The 19,070-nt window shown below is 54.1% G+C and carries 16 protein-coding genes and 1 pseudogene; 2 read left to right on the forward strand and 15 right to left on the reverse strand.

Annotated elements, in window-relative coordinates:
* Nucleotides 1–5 precede the first annotated feature (5 nt).
* The 8 genes from FFI90_RS05970 to FFI90_RS06005 form a co-directional block, all read right to left on the reverse strand.
* Entirely contained in the window at nt 6–1,007 is a 1,002-nt protein-coding gene (locus tag FFI90_RS05970) for a hydroxyacid dehydrogenase (protein WP_144776959.1), read from the reverse strand.
* Nucleotides 1,008–1,020: 13 nt separating this feature from the next.
* Nucleotides 1,021–3,399, reverse strand: a complete 2,379-nt coding sequence (locus FFI90_RS05975; protein ID WP_222120483.1) for a copper-transporting P-type ATPase — start codon at nt 3,397–3,399, stop codon at nt 1,021–1,023.
* 99 nt (nt 3,400–3,498) lie between these two features.
* On the reverse strand, nt 3,499–4,164 hold the full coding sequence (locus tag FFI90_RS05980) for a methyltransferase family protein (protein ID WP_144776960.1): 666 nt from the start codon (nt 4,162–4,164) through the stop codon (nt 3,499–3,501).
* A gap of 4 nt (nt 4,165–4,168) precedes the next feature.
* Entirely contained in the window at nt 4,169–6,541 is a 2,373-nt protein-coding gene (locus tag FFI90_RS05985) for a phosphoketolase family protein (protein ID WP_144776961.1), read from the reverse strand.
* A gap of 55 nt (nt 6,542–6,596) precedes the next feature.
* A complete protein-coding gene (locus FFI90_RS05990; RefSeq protein ID WP_144776962.1) occupies nt 6,597–7,952 on the reverse strand; it encodes an MBL fold metallo-hydrolase in 1,356 nt (451 codons plus the stop codon).
* Nucleotides 7,949–8,863 (reverse strand): ribose-phosphate diphosphokinase, encoded by a 915-nt coding sequence (locus FFI90_RS05995; protein ID WP_144776963.1) that lies wholly within the window; start codon nt 8,861–8,863, stop codon nt 7,949–7,951. The genes FFI90_RS05990 and FFI90_RS05995 overlap by 4 nt, the downstream gene beginning before the upstream one ends.
* A gap of 2 nt (nt 8,864–8,865) precedes the next feature.
* Complete coding sequence (locus FFI90_RS06000; RefSeq protein WP_144776964.1) at nt 8,866–10,377, reverse strand: thymidine phosphorylase family protein; 1,512 nt, start codon at nt 10,375–10,377, stop codon at nt 8,866–8,868.
* 48 nt (nt 10,378–10,425) lie between these two features.
* Complete coding sequence (locus FFI90_RS06005) at nt 10,426–10,884, reverse strand: ATPase (protein ID WP_144776965.1); 459 nt, start codon at nt 10,882–10,884, stop codon at nt 10,426–10,428.
* A gap of 603 nt (nt 10,885–11,487) precedes the next feature.
* Between FFI90_RS06005 and FFI90_RS20490 the strand changes: the two are divergent.
* Nucleotides 11,488–11,532, forward strand: a pseudogene (locus tag FFI90_RS20490) (hypothetical protein); the annotation flags it as partial.
* Between the two features lie 130 nt (nt 11,533–11,662).
* Here the strand turns inward: FFI90_RS20490 and FFI90_RS06015 are convergent.
* A complete protein-coding gene (locus FFI90_RS06015) occupies nt 11,663–12,268 on the reverse strand; it encodes an RNA polymerase sigma factor (protein ID WP_144776966.1) in 606 nt (201 codons plus the stop codon).
* Between the two features lie 196 nt (nt 12,269–12,464).
* Here FFI90_RS06015 and FFI90_RS06020 point away from each other — a divergent pair, with 196 nt between their 5' ends.
* Nucleotides 12,465–13,595 carry a phospholipase D-like domain-containing protein gene (locus FFI90_RS06020; RefSeq protein WP_186317919.1) on the forward strand — a complete coding sequence of 377 codons (1,131 nt, stop codon included), beginning with the start codon at nt 12,465–12,467 and terminating at the stop codon, nt 13,593–13,595.
* An 8-nt stretch (nt 13,596–13,603) separates the two neighbouring features.
* Here the strand turns inward: FFI90_RS06020 and FFI90_RS06025 are convergent, their stop codons facing one another.
* From FFI90_RS06025 to FFI90_RS06050, 6 genes are all read right to left on the reverse strand, one after another.
* Nucleotides 13,604–14,023, reverse strand: a complete 420-nt coding sequence (locus FFI90_RS06025; RefSeq protein WP_144776968.1) for a c-type cytochrome — start codon at nt 14,021–14,023, stop codon at nt 13,604–13,606.
* Between the two features lie 128 nt (nt 14,024–14,151).
* Nucleotides 14,152–14,607, reverse strand: a complete 456-nt coding sequence (locus FFI90_RS06030; RefSeq protein ID WP_144776969.1) for a hypothetical protein — start codon at nt 14,605–14,607, stop codon at nt 14,152–14,154.
* Nucleotides 14,608–14,741: 134 nt separating this feature from the next.
* The gene (locus FFI90_RS06035) at nt 14,742–15,128 is read right to left on the reverse strand and encodes a DUF302 domain-containing protein (RefSeq protein ID WP_144776970.1); all 387 of its coding nucleotides are present in this window, start codon (nt 15,126–15,128) and stop codon (nt 14,742–14,744) included.
* Nucleotides 15,129–15,161: 33 nt separating this feature from the next.
* Complete coding sequence (locus tag FFI90_RS06040) at nt 15,162–17,462, reverse strand: heavy metal translocating P-type ATPase (RefSeq protein WP_144776971.1); 2,301 nt, start codon at nt 17,460–17,462, stop codon at nt 15,162–15,164.
* Nucleotides 17,455–17,682: a hypothetical protein gene (locus FFI90_RS06045; RefSeq protein ID WP_144776972.1), complete on the reverse strand. Its 228-nt coding sequence runs from the start codon at nt 17,680–17,682 to the stop codon at nt 17,455–17,457. The genes FFI90_RS06040 and FFI90_RS06045 overlap by 8 nt, the downstream gene beginning before the upstream one ends.
* A gap of 30 nt (nt 17,683–17,712) precedes the next feature.
* Nucleotides 17,713–19,065, reverse strand: a complete 1,353-nt coding sequence (locus FFI90_RS06050) for an APC family permease (RefSeq protein ID WP_144776973.1) — start codon at nt 19,063–19,065, stop codon at nt 17,713–17,715.
* Nucleotides 19,066–19,070: the final 5 nt, after the last annotated feature.

Here is a 19,070-nt window from a genome sequence, read left to right on the forward strand (position 1 = left end):
AAACATTAACTCACAACATTTTTCAAGCTTCGGTTCATGAAAGCGATGATGTTATCGCCAGTGGTATAGATGATTCTCTCAACCGCTTCTTTAGTATTGAAAGCACTGTGTGGAGTTATAATGACGTTTCTCATATGCAGCAGAACATGATTGGAAAATAACGTTTCCAGATCGTGTTTCTTGTCAAAGAACGAACGGATCAACTCCGCCTCTTCTCTTATGGATGGCTCGTCCGGTAAAACATCAAGGCCGGCGGCTGCCACTTTTCCATCCGCGAGTGCGCGCAGCAGAGCCTGGGTATCAACGATGGAGCCTCTGGCGGTATTAATAAGAACCACCCCATCCTTCATGCAGGAAAACTCCCTGTCCGATAAAAGATGGTTAGTGGCTTTACTGCCCGGCACATGCAAAGTCAGGATATCGGACTTCTGCAAAAGACCATCCATATCCATGTAAGATACGTTGTAACGGGCGGCAAACACCGCATCCGGCTTGGGATCGTAGGCTATTACGTTCAAGCCAAACCCTTGCGCAATCCTTGCGACCCGTTTTCCAATAGATCCGGTACCAACCACGCCCAGAGTTTTATTTTGCAGGTCGAAACCTTGTAAGCCTTTTTGCGAAAAATCTCCCTTACGGGTTCGGTTTACCGCCTCGGGGATGCGATGGCTGATGGAAAGCAGTAAAGCGAAAACGTGTTCTGCTACGGTATGATCTCCATAGACAGGTACGTTACTGACAGGAATGCCATTCCGGGAACAGAATTCCATGTCGATGTGATCATAGCCGGTAGATCGAGTCGCTATGAAACTCAACGTCTCAAAGCATTCGAGCACAGAGCCGCTCAATTCGGAGTGCACAAAGGGCGAGATAATATCTGCGTCTTTAAACTCATGGACATTTCCTCGCCGGAGCGGCTCTTCCGTGAAGACGATCTCGTGATCGCAACAGATTTTCTGCAGGATATCGCATTCCCATTTCTCTGTTTCAAAAACCACTATCTTCACGGTCACACCCCTCCTAGATTTTCTCGCGTCGTAAGCGTAAGGCGTTCATCACCACAGAGAGAGAAGACGCACTCATTGCAAAAGCGGCGAAAATCGGGCCTATCAGAATACCGGCAAAGGGATAGAGCACACCCGCAGCGATGGGAACCCCTGCCCCGTTGTACACCAATGCAAAAAACAGGTTTTGCTTGATATTGCGCATCGTTGCAACGGAGAGTTTCCTTGCCCGGACAATCCCGTCCAGATTTCCCTTCACCAAAGTAAACCCAGCACTTTCAATGGCAACGTCTGCACCTGTCCCCATGGCGATACCCACATCCGCCTGAGCAAGAGCGGGCGCATCGTTCACACCGTCCCCCGCCATGGCTACCTTTTTTCCCTGACTTTGAAGTTCGCTGATAATCCTGGCTTTGTCTTCTGGCAGGACATCCGCCCGGATTTCATCAATGCCTAACTTCGCGGCAACAGCCTTGGCAGTTCGCTCGTTATCACCGGTTGCCATAATAATTCGGAAACCCAGTTCATGAAGCGCCTGCAGCGCTGCCGGAGTTGTTTCTTTGACCGGATCAGCTACGCTGACGAGGCCCGCTACCGCACCATCCAATACGACGAACATCACTGTTTCACCTTCGTCTCGTCGGGTGTTGGCAACCTCAACCAGATGGCCACCATCCAGTCCCAGCTCCTCCAGCATTTTGGCGTTCCCCAGTGCCACCGGCTTGCCGTCAACCACACCTTTGACGCCCTTCCCGGTTACGGCCTCAAAATCGTCGGCTTTACCGAGGTCGACATTACGCGCTTCGGCACCAGCTACAATCGCTTCCGCCAGAGGATGCTCAGAGCCCCTCTCCAGCGTGCCCGCCAGGCGCAGAACCTCTGCCTCTTCATGGCCCGACTCTGGCAACACCGCGACGAGCTTGGGTTTGCCTTCCGTCAAGGTGCCGGTTTTGTCGACAATCAACGTATCAACCTTGGCAAAGCGCTCCAGGGCTTCTGCATTCTTTATAAGCACGCCCAATTGTGCTCCACGCCCCGTCGCGGTCATGATTGACATGGGGGTTGCAAGCCCCAAGGCGCACGGGCAGGCAATAATCAATACAGCAACCGCCGATACCAATGCATAGGAGAGCGCCGGCGCTGGCCCCCAGATCGCCCATGCGATAAAAGACAGCACTGCGATCCCAATAACGGCCGGTACGAATTTGCCGGCCACCATGTCGGCAAACTTCTGGATTGGGGCTCGACTCCGCTGGGCATTGGCGACCATTTCGACAATTTGGCTCAGCATGGTATCCGCTCCCACCCGAGTGGCTTCCATGACGAAGCTGCCCGTACCATTAATCGTGGCGCCAGTGACCTTCTCACCTGCTACCTTTTCCACGGGCAGCGGCTCGCCGGAAATCATGGATTCATCGATCGACGACCGGCCTTCGACAAGCACACCGTCTACCGGCACTTTATCGCCAGGGCGCACACGCAGGTGGTCGCCAACTTGTACATCTTCAAGGGGAACCTCTGCCTCGGTACCATCGGGTTTGATCAGTCGTGCGGTTTTGGCAGCCATATCGAGCAGAGCGCGGATGGCCTTTCCAGTGCCTTCCCGGGCTCGAAGTTCCATCACCTGGCCCAGCAAAACTAGTGTGACGATAACGGCGGCCGCTTCAAAATAGACTCCCACGTGACCGCCCGCTCCGCGGAAACCGGCCGGAAATATGCCCGGCGCCAGCACTGCAACGATGCTGAAAATATAGGCTGCACCCACGCCCATACCAATCAGGCTAAACATGTTCAGATTCATGGTTCGAAACGAATTATAGCCACGAGTAAAGAACGGCCAACCCGACCAGAGAATCACCGGTGTCGCAAGGATCAACTCAATCCACTGCGACATGCGCTCACCAAAAAAATCGCGAACTGCCATGATGCCGACGAACGGGGCCATGGTCAGAATCAGCAACGGTATTGAAAACACCAGTGCGACCCAGAAACGGCGAGTGAAATCTATAAGTTCCGGGTTGGGGCCGTCATCACCCACTGCGGCAGATTCAACCTCCAATCCCATTCCACAAAGCGGGCAGGCCCCGGGCTTGACTTGGCGGACTTGGGGGTGCATGGGGCAGGTGTAGACCGTTCCCTCATAACCGGCGGGCACCTTGTTGTACTTAAGGTCATCGCCCGACGCCTTGGTGTCGCTACCAGAATGGTGATGGCAAGCATGATCAGAATGCACTGTGCTACCAACATCTTCTAATGGAACAAGATGCATCCCACACTTTGGGCAATCCCCAGGCTCGTCCGAGACCACTTCCGGGTGCATCGGACAGGTGTATTGTGTGGCGACCGGGCTGGACACTGACGCCCCGGAGCCGGCGGTGTGATTTTTTGAGGACATAATTCGACTATCCTTTTGATTATCATCTTCAATTGAGCAATTGACGTTTAAGATTTTTTGCCTGAGACAAACAGATCGAGCCGTGCGTGGATCCGGGTCTTATGTATCGTTGTCACTCCTGTCCCGAGAAGCAGCTGCGAGTTGGCGCCACTGTCCCCAGCGAGGAATGAACATCGGTACCTGCTGTTGATAGACTCGGTATTCTTCACCAAACTGCTTCAGTACATGTTGCTCCTCGCGTCGAGCCAGCCATGTGTAAACAAGGACAATGACTGGAAACAGGCCAATCGAGAACAGCGTTGGCCAATGCACCACACCTTCGCCAAACAGGGCAATGAACAGCCCCGTGTACTGCGGATGTCGTACGTACGCATACAACCCGTCTGTGACCAGACGATTTTCCCCGCGAGCCTTGTGAACCTGGCGCCACCCCTGAATGAAAAGTCCGATCCCGGTAAAGGCAAGTGCATAACCAAGCAGCATTGAGACCATCATGCCGGTTTCGCCTAGCCCTACCAGGGTCGACCATAAGCTGGCGCTCATATATTCGCTGTCCAGACCGAAAAAACGCACCAACAGATAGATAGTGAGCGGAAAGCCGTACATTTCGGCATAAAGTGCAATAATAAAGGCCTGCACCACCCCGGCACCCGCCCACTCCCGCCAATTCTTCGGGGCGAAATAACGATAGAAAAACCAGGACACCAATACGATAACGATCAGTGTGATGCCCCAGGCTCCAGCGTGATTGAACGATTCATTCATGATTTTATCCACCTGTATTGCAGTCGAGGCTGCCCAGCCGCGACACGATGGCCTGGCTGACCGATTGAGGATCACTGCCGTTGGCCATCAGCAGACCTGTGGTATCAAGCGTTCCTCCATGATTGGCGTAACCGAAAGCCAGTGTGCGATCCCGCCCCAGATCGAGAGGCCGACAAACCCCCAACAGGGTTTCGGGGCGCATATGGCACACAAACACCCGCAGCTTTATGTTGCTGGGGAAAAGCGTCGCTTTGGTCTGGCTGGATGACTGATGTTCCGCCTCTACCCCATCCCGGGGGTCGCGGAAACGCCCCGGTTCCAACAGGCAGACAACTCCGCATGAAATGCCCTGCTCGCTGAGATCGTCAGCCACAGCCTGACAAACCTGCCGTTGATAGGCACCCACAGCGACTAGCTGCACGTCGACACCTTCGCTAAGCGCAACAGCACCATCCCGTACCAATTGCTCGGCCTGACGGCTATCCATTGCGACCGGTAACCGACCTTTGGGAATCGTCATGGCCCAGACCTGACCTTGCGTTTTGTAGCAAGCGCTAAGACACGCCATCGCACTGTTGCTGTCTGGCGGATAGACAACGCGGGCAATGTCATTCATCTCCCCCATTAACACGTCGCCAAAGGCCGGGTCTTGGTGAGACTGCTCGTTTTTGCCATTTTCCCAGAGGTGTGACGTGGCAATGACAGGAACCGAGAGCCAGCGAGCCGGCCGGCCCACGCGATTTTGGTGTCTGGCAAAAATGATTTCCTGGCGCAGCGCTCCGACCATTTTCATGGCAAACGCCTCATAGGAAACCACCAGATTCAGGCCTCCCTTGTTGCCCAGCGCGGCACTGACGACTGCCTCTTCATTGAGTGCCGTGATCACCGAGCCATGCAGGGATTCCGCCAGTCCGGATTCCGGTGCCAAGGCACGGTGCTTTAGTAAATCAAGGGATTGATTCATCTGGTTGCTGCGCAGTTCATCCGGATTACCCAGCCGTACACGCAAGGCCGGGTTGGCTTTTACAAGGGCCACAAATAGCTGATCGACGGCCGCCATGGGCGAGCTCTGCTCCCCCATTTGCAACCACTGGGGCTCGGGTACCGTTTGCAGCACGACCTCACGACAACTCAGTGGGTGGTCTTTTTCCGCCGATCGACGATCTGCGTTGTGGGTTGCCAATACGTCCTTTGCTCGGCGCACCTCGGTTTCAGGTATAAAAAGACGAGCCACGGAATCGTTAAAATATGTACGTGAGACGTCATCGAATTTCGGTATAGCCGGCAACGGGGTGCCATGGGCCGCATTGGTGCCGGCTCCGTAAAAACCGTAGCCTTTTATGGTCTCAGCAATCAGGTAAGGCAGCCTTACCGGATACTCCATGGTGCCGGCACGCACTTGGTCACTGCACGCCTGCAATCTCGACTCCGCCTCGAAAATCCCCCAGATAAAAGCCGCCGGATCGCGTCCGTCAATAACAATGGGGTGGAACCCATTCAGCTCCAGGTGCTGCCGAAACCAGTCGGTACCACCCTGCAAAAAGATGGTCGAGCGTTGATCAATGCGACGGCCGTTGGCAATCATTACCGGTGTCACCAGGCCACAGTCCTCGGCGCGCCACCAACGACTGGCCCAGTCGCTTCCCCGCTGCTCTTCAAAGGCACCATCGCTCAGAAAAGCGACCAGCTGTTCCCCTGGCAACGGCATATGGGTGTATTGCAGTTCGGCAAACCCCAGGTAACCCCCTTCGATCAGCCCGCCGGCCGTGTGAGGGTTTACGTGACTGCCGAGCGGCGCTTTGGGGGTGCCATCGGGGTTGATGGCATAGCTGTAAAAATCATTCACCAATCGCGTCAAACCGTCTTCGTCGAAGGAATAGCGGGCCTCCTGCTCGGGATGAAGGTTCTGGAGTAGTGTATTCACACTGTCTATCGCTGCCACACAGTGGCCCTGCCCCATCAGCCAACTGCGGGTGGCCCCCGCCAGGGAATTGGCGGCGGTGTAACCAATATAGGCGGGCACCATGTTCAATGAGCCGCCAGTATGACCCTGAGGGTTTTCCTTGAAATCGGTCGCCGCCAACGGCTGCCCGGACAGGTCCACTTTGTTGGCGTAGGTCATGTGGGCCACCAGCCACATGGCCGCGTTGGTCAGGGTGTCCGCTGCATCGAAAATCGCCAACGCGTCGTCGAGCGTGTCGTAGCGCCCGGAACAAATCAGTTCCTGGCACAAATCGAACACCCGAACCTGCGTCAAATCCATGTGCTCGACAACGCCGCGACCTTGTGCCCAGTTGGCAAACTTGGGGTAGCGCCTGCGGTATTGTGCGGCGCGCTGCTGAACTCTGTGTGAGTCCCCAATAGAATGGAAATCCATGGTCACTCCTTGATAGCCATCAGAACATTAATGGTTTCTTACTTACCCTTGATTTTCAGACCCGCACTATGGATTGGTAGCCTGCTACTTCCACTTCGAACCGGGTGCTCTGACGCAGATGATCCCTCATGGCTTCAAGAGCCTCTGGATCGCCGTGAATCAGGTAAATCGGTGTTTCCGGAGCCAGATCACTCTGGGCCAACCACTGTTCCATCTCGACAAAATCGGCGTGCCCCGAAAGCCCGTTAAGCACCTCGACCCTTGCCTTAACGGGAATCCATTCGCCGTGAATTTTTACCGCCTCGGCGCCAGCCACCATTTTTGCACCCCGGGTTCCGCCGGCTTGATAGCCCGCAAAAAGCACGGTTGTCCGAGGCTTATTCAGAAGCCGCTTGAAATGGTGAAGAATTCGTCCACCGGTTGCCATGCCGCTACCGGCAATAATGACATGCGGATAAATCTGATCGGCCAATGCTTTGGAATCGTCCACACTACGGCTGTAGTGCACAGTTCCACACATATCGTGGCACTGGGCAATGTTCAGCTTGTGCTGATCCTCGTAACGGCAGTAGATCTCTGACACGTTGATTGCCATCGGGCTGTCGAGATAGATTGGCAGTGTTGGAATTCGCCCTTCCTGCATCAGGGTTGTCAGCATATGTTGCAGAACCTGAGCTCTGCCGACCGCAAAAGAGGGAATCAGTACATTCCCGCCTTTGTCGACGGTTGTGTTAATAATATCCGCCAGTTGCGAGAAAGGGTCTGTGCTGTCGTGGCGCCGGTTGCCGTAAGTTGACTCGAGCATCAACATATCCAGTGCCGGCAGGGGCTTGGGCGGCTTCATGAAGACATCATCAAGGCGCCCCACGTCGCCGGAAAAACCTACCCGTTTGCCGTCCGCTTCAATGATGACGCTCGCCGCCCCCAAAATGTGTCCGACAGGCCATAGATGAAAACGAATATCCCCGACCTTAATGTCTTCCTCAAAGGCAACGGACTGAAACAACGCCATGCAGGCCTCTGCATCCGCCTGGTCATACAACGGCTCCGGACGCTCGTGCTTGCTCAGCTTATGCCGATTAAGGTACCGGGCCTCCTCTTCCTGGAGATGTCCGCTATCCGACAGTAAAATTTCGCATAACTCACGGGTGGCATGATGGGTAAAAACAGGTCCTCGGAAACCGTGCTTGTATAACACCGGGATATAACCCGAGTGATCCAGATGGGCGTGCGTCAGAAGCACCGCATCCAGAGAGCCAATGTCGAGCGGCAAAGGCTGTCGGTTGCGCTTTCTCAACCACTTATATCCTTGGAAAAGGCCGCAATCGACTAAAACACGCGTCTTGGTCGTTTCAACCAGAAATTTGGATCCCGTAACAGTTTCGGTTCCACCCAGGAATGTGATCTTCATCGGTGTGCACCCTCCGCTTGATTGAGAAAATCCCTGATCGGTGATGTCAGTAGCGTACTGACGTCTATTTCATTGGTACTGTGTGGAATGGTATTAGTGGTGACCAGTGCCTTCAGGCCTGTACCAAGAAGATACGTATCCGAAGCCTCCGCAAAAATGCCATGCACCGCGGCACAAACAATGGTGTCGGCACCCTGCACCTTAAGCGCTTTGACGCATTCACCAATAGTCCGCCCACTCGAAATAACATCATCAACGATGACGGCCTTCCACCCACGATATCGGGAGATATCTGGTAGCGTGACCTCGACCTGCCGATCGCCCAGACGTTGTTTGGCACCAATGACGTAGGGGTGGCCACTCGCCTGAGCAATACTGGAGACCCATTGCTCGCTCTCCGCATCCGGACCTACCAGCAAAACGTTGTCCTGTCCCTGTAGCCAACCTGCCAGCGCAGGTGCTCCCTGCACAACTTTTGTCGGTCTACGGTAGATCTCATCCAGCGACTGGTACCGATGCAGGTGGGGGTCAACGGTAACCAGCCAGTCGATGTGGGAAGATAGCGATCTCGCAAACAGCCTGGATGTAACAGCTTCACCGTCGACGAAGCGACGGTCCTGGCGCATATAACAGAGGTAGGGAGCGACCAGGCCAACCGATTTTGCCCCGAGCTCCCGGAGCGTTTCAAACAAAAATACATGGGCCAGATATTTGCTATCCGGGCGAGACAAATCCGCCAGTACGATACAGTGCGCACCATTCACCGGTGTGGTGATGCGTATATAGGATTCGCCATCGGGAAATCGGCGCAACTCAAGCTGGCCCGGCTCCAGGCCCAGTTGGTCGCACAGTTTTTGCTGCAACGGATGGGGTTCCAGAGTAAAAAGTAAGGTTTTTTCCGCCTTGGCCACAGTTAACTCTCCGCTTCAATGGTGAAAATGTGAGGCTCGCTGGCGCGATACGCCAGTGCATAATCTTGCTCACCAGTGGTATCGCTGAGCAGTTCGTAAAGCGGTTCACCAACCTTGACGGTATCGCCCACATTGGCAAGTAGCCGCAACCCGGCCGTAGGGTTAGCGGGCGCTCCCGCCAGTTTGGCGAGCCGGGCCAGTCGGCGATTGTCAATGGAGACAACACGCCCGGACGACGACGCCAGCTCCTTATGCCTGAATCTGGCGCTACCGAGACTCTTGAGGCCTCCCTGGGCCTTCACAATCCGTTTGAACTGAGCGAACGCCTCACCGTTCTCAAGCAACGTTTCGGCCCACGCCTTGCCTGCCTCCAAGCCTGCGTTATCTGCCATATCGAAAACATGGGCTGCCAACAACACAGCTCTGGCTCTCAGATCCTCCGGGGCCATGGGGTCAGCATTCAGGACACCCATTACATCCCTGGCCTCCTCCACTGGCCCGATGCCAGCCCCAACGGGCCGGCTACCATCGGTAACCACACAGCGAACCTGCAGACCGCAGGCTTCACCGACCTCAGTGAACAGGGAAACCAGCCGTTCTGCCTCTGCATGACTACGAACCTTCGCAGTGTCGCCGACCGGAATATCGATAACGACGTGGGTGGAGCCGGCCGCTATTTTCTTCGACAACACTGAGGCAACTAGCTGCCCCTCGCCATCAATATCCAGGGCCCGCTCGATTCGAATCAGCAAGTCATCCGCCGGGCTGAGGTTGATCGCCCCACCCCAGGCCAGGCAGGCGCCAGTCTTGTTCACCACCCGCCGGATATCGGCCAGCGGAAGATCAACGGTGGTCAGAGCTTCCATCGTGTCAGCTGTGCCCGCCGGCGAGGTGATCGCACGAGAGGAAGTTTTTGGCATAACCAGACCAGCCGCACTAACGATAGAAACTACCAATGGCGTTGTCCTGTTACCTGGCAGCCCCCCAATGCAATGTTTGTCGAAAACACGATCAACCCCCTTCCAACTCAGGCGTTCGCCGCAATTCACCATTGCCCGGGTCAGGCCTATAATCTCTCTGGTATTCAGCCGACCGCCGGCGCAGCTACTCAAAAAGCAGGCGATTTCAACATCGCTGTACCTGTGATCTGAAATATCAGCCACAATACTGGCAAGCTCTTCATTGTCGAGGGTGTGCCCGAATACTTTTCGCCTCACCAGGCTCAACGAGTCTATGTAAGGCGCATGATGGACAAACAAGTCATCGCCAGGCGCCACGCCCAGCCTTGCCATTGCGATAGTGGACAGACCGACATGGCCCTCGGGAACAATGTCACCGTAGACGATGTTCAACGACGCAATAATCGATTCCTGACTCGAGGAAACGCCAATCCTTGAGCTGGCGCCAAAGCCCTCGGATCGACACACCTGGCAATCCTGGCGCATGTAAACGACTGGCTCCTGATGGGTATCGATACCCATGAGATAGGCTATTAACTGATTTGAAGACTCCATAATCCCTCGTTCACAATGGTCGGACACAGCTGCTGCGCACCGGGATAATCAGAGATCGTCCATCCGACCAACCTGACGAGCCAGGCGCTTGGATTCGTTTAGCTCCATCGTCAAGAGTGATTCCAGCAGCTCTTTGGCCTCAGGAATCTCGGCTTTCTCGACCAGTGTTTGGTAGAGATCAATGATCTGATCGTGAAAGTCGAATACCTCCCGACAGATGCCGTTGAAATCAAGCTTTGCATAGGGCTCATCACACGTTCGGTGGGTCTTAATGGGGTGATGAGACAGATAGTCATAAACCCTTGTTTCCAGGGCGTTGGTATCCGCCTGGCGTTCAAATTCATTCACAATACGTTCGATTTCAGATTCGTGGGTTGCCAGATAGTCCAGAAGCGCCCGGGCCCGTTCTTCTTCATTCCGTGTCGAACAGTGGGAAAGGCAGCGTGCCAGGTGTGCGTGCAGATCACGTGTCCAGCCAATCAGCTCTCCAAACGTTTTAATATCCATTCCGGTTTACCTTCCTTACCTTTGATATGTGTTTGACTTTCACGTTATGAGCTTGAATCGCGCTCCCCGAAACCAGTAAACCCTCAGGAGCTGAAATCAACCTGAAAACCGGGGGCAGAACAGTTAAAACGTTGACTCTGATGCGCGCAATTTGATGTAAATCAAAATGGAGTCACAACTACTTCTGAAAAGTGCCAAACAGCCTTGAGATCCAATACCTTGGTGTCAGCCGCATGCGGGCGGCCCGGCACTCTGCTTCTGCCTTATCGTAATCCGAGCCATTGAACTTGGTCGGGTTGGCAAATGCCGCTCCAGTTCTTAACCCCTTTCCCGCATGATGATCATTTTTATCAACGATCAATCCGACATGCCGGTGGTAGACATCGAACATAGACGTAAAAAGCAAAAAGCCGTTACAGTTTTGGTTTGTCGAACATTCTTGGCGGGGTTTTAGATGTGTAACGAAAGATTCAAATTACCCTCTCTACTCATAACCAGTCTGAGAAAGGGATTCTTTTAACGACTAACGACTTCGCCGAATAACGTGCTCAAACTGAAGGTCTGGACGCCCGTGCCCAATTCCTTCTGCAAGACTACCGCGACATCGACGGCGCTTTTGACCGGATCTTATCAGTGGGCATGTTTGAGCATGTCGGGGTACCACACTACAAGGAGTTCTTCGCGACCCTGTGCGAGACCGTCTCACAGATGATGGCGTCGCCCTGCTGCACACGATCGGTCGAGCCGATGGTCCGGGCGCAGTGCCGCTCACGCGAGATTATCTGGCCGCTCCTCCGTAATTGGATTTATCAGCGCCGGAGTCGCAGGCACAATCCAGATAGCCATGGATTGGGCAACTCCGGCACGTCTCCTCCAACCGCTTTCGCAGAGCCTCCCGCGCCCGGTGCAAACGCACCCTCAAATTGCCCTCGGAGATATTGAATGCCGCCGCGATGCTTTCACGGGATTCGCCAGTCAGCTCCGCGTGCCACAAAATATCGGCGTACTCTGGCTTCAAAGTCGGCAGGAGTTTGTATAGGCACATACAGACAATGAAGTCGAGATCGTCTTTAACGTCGCTATCGAGACTGGCCGATTCGAGGCAATGGTGTTCTTTCTCGGATTGACGTTTTTTACCCTGGGCCCGGTAATAGTCGATCAAGCTCGTCTCAAGCACACGGCGCATCCAGGCACGAAGCTTTTCGTGCTCGCGAACGTCGCCAATTCGTGTGAGCACCTTGACGTAGAAGTCGTGCAGAACGTCGGCGGCCTCATCCTCACAACCAAGCCGACGTGTAAGAAAATGCAAAAAGTCCTGGTGAACATCCACGATGACCTCATGAACCTCGTTGCTCGGCAATGCCCTTTTATAATCGTCCATCATCTCAACTCCTACTAATTGATCCAGCCCCAATAGAGGCATAATGGAAATTGGTAAACTGTCTGTATTTCACTACGACAACCTGAATCACAACTGAATCTGGCCGACTTGTGGATCGCTTTTTGACTACAAACAGGTTTTCTTCAGTCAATCACTGGGTTTTCAAAGAGCACACAATCGTAGCCCCAGGGTCATGAATATGAAGAGGCATTCAGAATCTATACAGCGTGGTTCACTTTTGACGACGGAGGCCGGAGAACAGTGTCCGACTGAATTCAAACTTTTCACTGAAGGCGACGAGCTTTACGCCGCGATGGCCCACTCAATTCGAGCGGCAACCCACCGCGTCGTTCTGGCCTCGTATATTCTGGCTGCAGACGAAGTCGGAACCGTGTTGCTCAATGAACTGATGCATCAGTCCCGGCGTGGCCTTGATGTGCGCGTCCACGTTGACGCCCTGGGCTCGAGAGGCAGCCTTCCTCGACGTAATCGGCGCCTGCTCAGGGCAGCCGGGGTACGCCTGCAGCGTTTCCATCGCTGGAGCTGGCGACAGCCGATGCGTTACAACCGTCGTGACCATCGTAAACTACTGGTAGTCGATGGCCAGATAGCGTATCTCGGCGGCTTCAACATTCATCGTGAAGGTTCCCAACGGTTCTACGGCCCAACACGGTGGCGTGATTCGCACGTTTGTTTCGGTGGGGTCTTGGCTGCAGAGGCTGAGGCTCTGTTTGACGCTTTTTGGTGCGGTCATCCGGACTGGGCCCCACACGCCCGGAATGAGGGTGACAGCCAGATTATTCCCAACACCTCGCGCACGTGCCGTATCCAACTCCGGTGTGCCATCAAAGACCAGCTGGCCACTGCGGCAAAGAGTATTTTGCTCGTTACACCCTATTTTGTTCCTGACCGTGGCTTGCGCAAGCAACTTATCCTCGCGGCGCGCAGGGGCGTCGATGTCTGTATTTTGACGACCAAAAAAACAGACTCAGCACCCGCACAATGGGCCGCCCGGGCTTTTTACGGTGAGCTCATCGAAAACGGTGTCCGCATCTTCGAATATGCACCGCGTTTGTTGCATGCAAAAGTTCTCCTTATTGACGATGACTGGGGAAGTATCGGGACCGCCAACTTTGATTACAGAAGCCTTTTTATCAACTATGAAGTAACGCTGATTTCAAGGAACGGTCCCTTAATCAATCAGCTGAAGAAAAACTTTTTGGATGATCTACAAGATTCCGCTGAGATCACCGGGATGCTCTGGAAGCGTCGTGGATTCATCCGCGGCATCTACGATGTATTTGGACGACTTCTGCGAAAGTGGCTTTAGCAAGAATGCTAAAGCCCACTCCTTTCGAACCATGCATCATAAATCCGCTTGTCCCATTTGCTCTGGAAGTAAGCGATAGCGGCTTTTTGGTCGTCCTTGGAGAGCTCATCTCCGAAGGCTGGCATTTGGCCACCCATGGGAGCCCCTCCTTGATCGATTGTGCCCATCAACATCTCGAATGGATGGTGCCATGCGTGCCCGGTTCCGTTGAGTGGTGGCGGCGGATAGGAGCCATCCTCCAGACGCTTCCGCCAATTGAAGGAACCCTGAGCCTTGGTGCCATGGCAGCTTGCGCAGTTGTCGTCGAATACGGTTGTTCCACGCTCGATCTGGGCTTGGGTATACCAGCGACCATCCACCGTCCCGTCGCTGCAGCCGCTGAGCAATGCAACCAAAAGAACGCCGAATGAGGCTTTTGTCCTAAGCATCGTGTTTTTCTTCCTCGACTTCTTGGGGCACCATGAGCCTGTGCCGATGGTATGAGACGCCATAGGTGGGCCTTCAGATACCAGACCTGAGGAGCCCTCCACCGGTATCCTCAGGAATGGTCAAAGAGTTATTTTGCGCGATCTTGGAGCTCCTGCTGATGCTCCAACATTTGTTCCATCATCAGCTGCATCTGATTCATCCGCTTTTCCATAAACTCAATACGGTCTTCTGGTTTAATCGCTGGATTGCCTTGGTTCGAACTTCCCTGCATCTCCTTGCCGCCCATCATTCCTTGGCCATTCATCATTCCTTGATTGCCCATCATGCCGCCCCGCATCATCTGCATCTGCTCTTGCATGAGTTCCATATGCTCCTGCATGAGTTTTTGCCGGTTTTGTCCGGAACTCCCGCGCATTTTGGGCGCCATCTCTTGCATACGGGACATGTTCTGCTGCATTTCCTGCATCTGCTCCGTGGACATCATCATTCCACCGGGTCCTCGCTGGTTACCGGAACCCTGCGCCCAGACCACCGGTGTGGCCATAATCAAAGAGATTGCGATTACTCTGGTAAAACTCTTCATAACGAAGCTCCTTAAAGAAGTCGATTTGCGACGCTTTCAGTAAACGGCCTCTACCTGAATCGAAACTGAATTCATGTTCCAATTCACTTCGCGTTTGATCTACGTCAATTATCTTAGGCGGCGCGGTTCAACCGTCAGATGGCGTTGACAACCTCAGTCAACATTTCCCTTACCTCGCCCGCAATGTCCTTTAGTTGCTCATTACCAATTGAAGCCATGGATAAAACGGGATCAACCGCACTGACTTCAACTCCCTCGGTTGTCTCGCGAAGAATGACGTTACACGGCAGCATGGCACCTACCCGAGGTTCTACGCCGATCGCTTCCCAGGCCATGTTCGGATTGCAGGCGCCGAGAATCAGGTAAGCAGACATATCCTTGTCCAGTTTCTTTTTCATGGTCGCCTTGACGTCTATTTCCGTCAAAACTCCAAAGCCCCGGTCGGCCAGGGCCTGACGTGTTCGTTCATCCACTTCTGCGAAATTTGCGTTTTTAATAACTCTATCAATTGTGTAAGACATGGAAACCTCCCGTTTCGTTGAGTTTTAACCACTTTAATCCAGCTTAACCATCCTCAAACGCAGGGCATTGGCAATGACGCTCACCGAAGACAGTGACATCGCCGCAGCTGCAAAAATCGGCGATAAGAGAATGCCTGCAAATGGGTAAAGCACGCCGGCGGCAATTGGAATGCCAGCCGTGTTATAGACAAAGGCAAAAAACAGGTTTTGCCGAATGTTGCGCATAGTGGCAATCGACAAATGGCGCGCTTCCACAATGCCCATCAGATCACCACGTAGAAGGGTAATGCCTGCGCTTTCAATAGCCACATCCGTGCCTGTACCCATGGCTACGCCTACATCCGCCGTAGCCAGCGCTGGAGCATCATTCACGCCGTCGCCGGCCATGACCACAATACGGCCCTCGTCCTTGAGCCTCTGGACAATCTTACCCTTGTCCTCGGGTAGCACTTCCGCTTCCACTTCATCAATGTGGAGCTTGCGGGCAACGGCTTCGGCAGAGGTTCGGTTGTCCCCGGTCAGCATGACCACACGGATGCCATCCTTCTGCAAAGCGGGAATAGCCGCTTCAGTGGTTTCTTTGATTGGGTCAGCAATGGCAATCAAACCACATATCTGATTCTCAACCGCCGCGAATATCACCGTTGCGCCGTCCATGCGAAGTCGATCTGCATCTTCCTCAAAGGCGGAGGTATCGACGCTTTCTGCCTTCATCAATAATCGATTGCCAAGCAGAACCGTTTTCCCGTCTATCTTGCCGGTCACACCTTTACCGTTAGGCGAGTCAAAATCTTCTGCATCCGGCAAGGTAAGTTCCATGGCTTTGGCTTTATCAAGAATCGCATGAGCCAGCGGGTGCTCACTGCCCTTCTCCAGACCACCGGCATACCGCATCAGATCTTCCTCACTGAAGCCATTTTCAGGAACCAGCTTCGTCACCTGAGGTTTGCCTTCGGTCAGTGTGCCGGTTTTATCGACCACCACCGTATCGACCTTTTCCATACGCTCAAGAGCTTCTGCATCACGGATCAGCACCCCATTCTGAGCACCCCGGCCTACGCCAACCATGATCGACATTGGCGTCGCCAGACCCAATGCACATGGGCAGGCAATAATCAGCACACTCACCGCTGCAATAAGGCCATAGGCCATTGGAGGCATTGGCCCGACGGCGGACCAGACCATGAAGGCAATAACAGCGATGACGATGACCACCGGAACAAACCAGCCGGCCACTTTGTCTGCCAGCCCCTGAATCGGCGCGCGGCTGCGCTGGGCATTTGCTACCATCTGCACAATCTGAGACAGCATGGTGTCGCGCCCGACTTTGTCAGCACGCATGATGAAGCTACCCTGCTGGTTCATGCTGCCACCGATCACCTGGTCACCGGTCTGCTTACTCACGGCCAAGGGCTCACCAGTTACCATAGACTCATCAATATTAGAGCGACCTTCCAGAATCTCTCCATCCAGCGGTACTTTATCGCCCGGACGCACCCGCAAACGGTCCCCCACCTTCACCTGATCAAGAGAAACGTCAGATTCGCCCCCCTCATCGTCCAGCTTTCTTGCTGTGGCCGGTGCCAGATCCAACAGGGCTTTTATCGCGCCTGAGGTTTTCTCTCGAGCACGCAATTCCAACACCTGCCCAAGCAACACCAGCACCACAATGACGGCGGCGGCCTCGAAATAGACAGCTACCGAACCGTCCGCCTGCCGAAAGGCATCGGGAAAAACCTGCGGAACCAGGGTCGCGACAAGGCTATAGATCAACGCAACGCCGGTACCAATGGAGATCAACGTGAACATATTCAGATTGCGGCTGAGAACCGATTTCCAGCCTCGAACAAAAAATGGCCAACCACACCAGGCAACAACGGGCGTTGCCAAGACTAACTGAATCCAGTTGGAGACTTGTGGCGATACGATATGATCAAGGCCGGTAAGATGGCCCCCCATTTCAAGTAGAAATACGGGGAGAGCGAGAAACAGACCGATCCAGAACCGACGCGTCATATCGGTAAGCTCTGCCGACGGCCCATCCTCAAGGCTCACTTGCTCCGGCTCCAGGCCCATGCCGCAAATCGGGCAATCGCCAGGCCCTTGCTGACGGATCTCCGGGTGCATCGGGCAGGTATACATGGTTCCGGGGGCTACCGGCTCCGCAGGCTCTTGCTCCTCCCCGAGATATTTATCCGGGCTCTCGTCAAACTTGGTCTGACATCGGGTGGAACAAAAATACCAGGTTTTTCCAGCATGCCGGCTGCGACGCTCTGCGGTGTGTGGGTCTACAGACATCCCGCAAACCGGGTCTTTTACAGCCTGTTCACTCATTCCCCAGCCCTGTTTTATCCGCTGGCCAGTCCGCAAACGCAATAAAATATAGGAGCACCAGATTCACCACCGGAACAAGAATGAGAATTCCCATCCAGCCCGGATAGCCGGTGCGCTGACAAATTCGCCACGCGGGTATAACCACAATGACGGCAACAACCAGCATCCATAACCAATGCCCGGCCCACATGGTGTTACCAAACATATCCCCTTCCATCATGGGATTATCCTCCAATTTACGTGTTGAATATCAGTGATCGTGTGCATGAGACTCATCACCTTTCACCGCCTTCGTTCTGGCGGATGACTTCAGGAATACCTGCTCGGCAACCGCTATGACAATCATCGTGGCCACTGCCACACCGATCACAAAGGGGTCGGTGTTCAGTTTGACCCAGACAAAGCCGCCCAGAACCATTAGGTCCAGTACGATGGCAATCGCGGGAACCCATCTATTGGCTTTCACATCCTGATGCAGATAGCGCAGCACACCCCAATGAATGGAGATATCCATGATCAGGTAGAACACAATGCCCAGCGCCGCGATTCTTGAGAGGTCAAAAAAGGCGGTCAGAACCAGGCCCAGCACCACTGTGTATACAAGAGTGTGTTTCTGGATGCTGCCAGGCATCCCGAAGTGGCTATGGGGCACCAGTTTCATCTCGGTTAGCATGGCCAGCATGCGAGAGACTGCAAAAATACTGGCGAGAATGCCGCCAGCCGTGGCCATCATCGCAAGCACTACGGTGAACCACAGGCCGTAATCACCCAGCGCCGGGCGTGCTGCTGCGGCCAGAGAATAGTCCTGGGTCTCAATGATTTCTGCGAGGGACAGATTGCTGGCAACTGCGAAGCCCACCAGTGTGTAGAGCACAACACAAGCGGCAATGGAGATGACAATCGCGCGACCGACATTGCGATGCGGGTTTTTCACCTCGGAGCCGCTGTTGGTAATGGTGGTAAAACCCTTGAATGCCAAGATGCCCAGCGCTGTTGCACCCAAAAAGTTACCGAAGGCGCCCGTCTCGCCACTTCTGGAAAAATCGACGGCAAGACTGTCCGCCAGCCAAACGCCCACCAGACCGAAAACAAGAATGCCACCAATTTTTAAGATTCCGATAAACGAAGCGACGCCCTGAATCCAGCGATTACCCAGCAGGTTGATCAGGAATGCCGCCAAAATTAGCGATACACCCAATATAGACACCATGCGTCCGCTTTCATCTCCGCCGAACAACTGCATGGTGTATGACCCGAATGTGCGGGCCAGAAAGCTTTGGGCAATCACCATCGAGAAGTACATAAGCAAGGCATTAAACGCTGTTGCCAAACGATCGCCGTAGGCCTTGTGGAGATACATGCCAATGCCGCCTGCTGATGGATAGGCATTGGATATTTTGATATAGGAATAGGAACTGAAGGAAACAACGATTGCAGCGGCCAGAAAGGCCAACGGAAAGAGTGCCCCCGCCATCTGGGCCATTTGCCCGGTAAGCGCAAATATACCGGCACCGATCATGACACCGGTTCCGAGCATGACCGTGCCTGGTAGCGTCAGGCTACCTTCCTGATAGCGAGTGGTTCTGTCTTGCTCCCTGCTCATTCAAC

It is taken from the genome of Marinobacter maritimus (assembly GCF_007671675.1).
Lineage (GTDB): Bacteria > Pseudomonadota > Gammaproteobacteria > Pseudomonadales > Oleiphilaceae > Marinobacter > Marinobacter maritimus.

Excerpts from the sequence above, each read along its gene's own strand:
- FFI90_RS05975 (WP_222120483.1), bottom strand. The coding sequence starts at position 3,399 with ATGTCCTCAAAAAATCACACCGCCGGCTCCGGGGCGTCAGTGTCCAGC.
- FFI90_RS05980 (WP_144776960.1), bottom strand. The coding sequence starts at position 4,164 with ATGAATGAATCGTTCAATCACGCTGGAGCCTGGGGCATCACACTGATC.
- FFI90_RS05985 (WP_144776961.1), bottom strand. The coding sequence starts at position 6,541 with ATGGATTTCCATTCTATTGGGGACTCACACAGAGTTCAGCAGCGCGCC.
- FFI90_RS05990 (WP_144776962.1), bottom strand. The coding sequence starts at position 7,952 with ATGAAGATCACATTCCTGGGTGGAACCGAAACTGTTACGGGATCCAAA.
- FFI90_RS06000 (WP_144776964.1), bottom strand. The coding sequence starts at position 10,377 with ATGGAGTCTTCAAATCAGTTAATAGCCTATCTCATGGGTATCGATACC.
- FFI90_RS06005 (WP_144776965.1), bottom strand. The coding sequence starts at position 10,884 with ATGGATATTAAAACGTTTGGAGAGCTGATTGGCTGGACACGTGATCTG.
- FFI90_RS06015 (WP_144776966.1), bottom strand. The coding sequence starts at position 12,268 with ATGATGGACGATTATAAAAGGGCATTGCCGAGCAACGAGGTTCATGAG.
- FFI90_RS06020 (WP_186317919.1), top strand. The coding sequence starts at position 12,465 with ATGAAGAGGCATTCAGAATCTATACAGCGTGGTTCACTTTTGACGACG.
- FFI90_RS06025 (WP_144776968.1), bottom strand. The coding sequence starts at position 14,023 with ATGCTTAGGACAAAAGCCTCATTCGGCGTTCTTTTGGTTGCATTGCTC.
- FFI90_RS06030 (WP_144776969.1), bottom strand. The coding sequence starts at position 14,607 with ATGAAGAGTTTTACCAGAGTAATCGCAATCTCTTTGATTATGGCCACA.
- FFI90_RS06035 (WP_144776970.1), bottom strand. The coding sequence starts at position 15,128 with ATGTCTTACACAATTGATAGAGTTATTAAAAACGCAAATTTCGCAGAA.
- FFI90_RS06040 (WP_144776971.1), bottom strand. The coding sequence starts at position 17,462 with ATGAGTGAACAGGCTGTAAAAGACCCGGTTTGCGGGATGTCTGTAGAC.
- FFI90_RS06045 (WP_144776972.1), bottom strand. The coding sequence starts at position 17,682 with ATGATGGAAGGGGATATGTTTGGTAACACCATGTGGGCCGGGCATTGG.
- FFI90_RS06050 (WP_144776973.1), bottom strand. The coding sequence starts at position 19,065 with ATGAGCAGGGAGCAAGACAGAACCACTCGCTATCAGGAAGGTAGCCTG.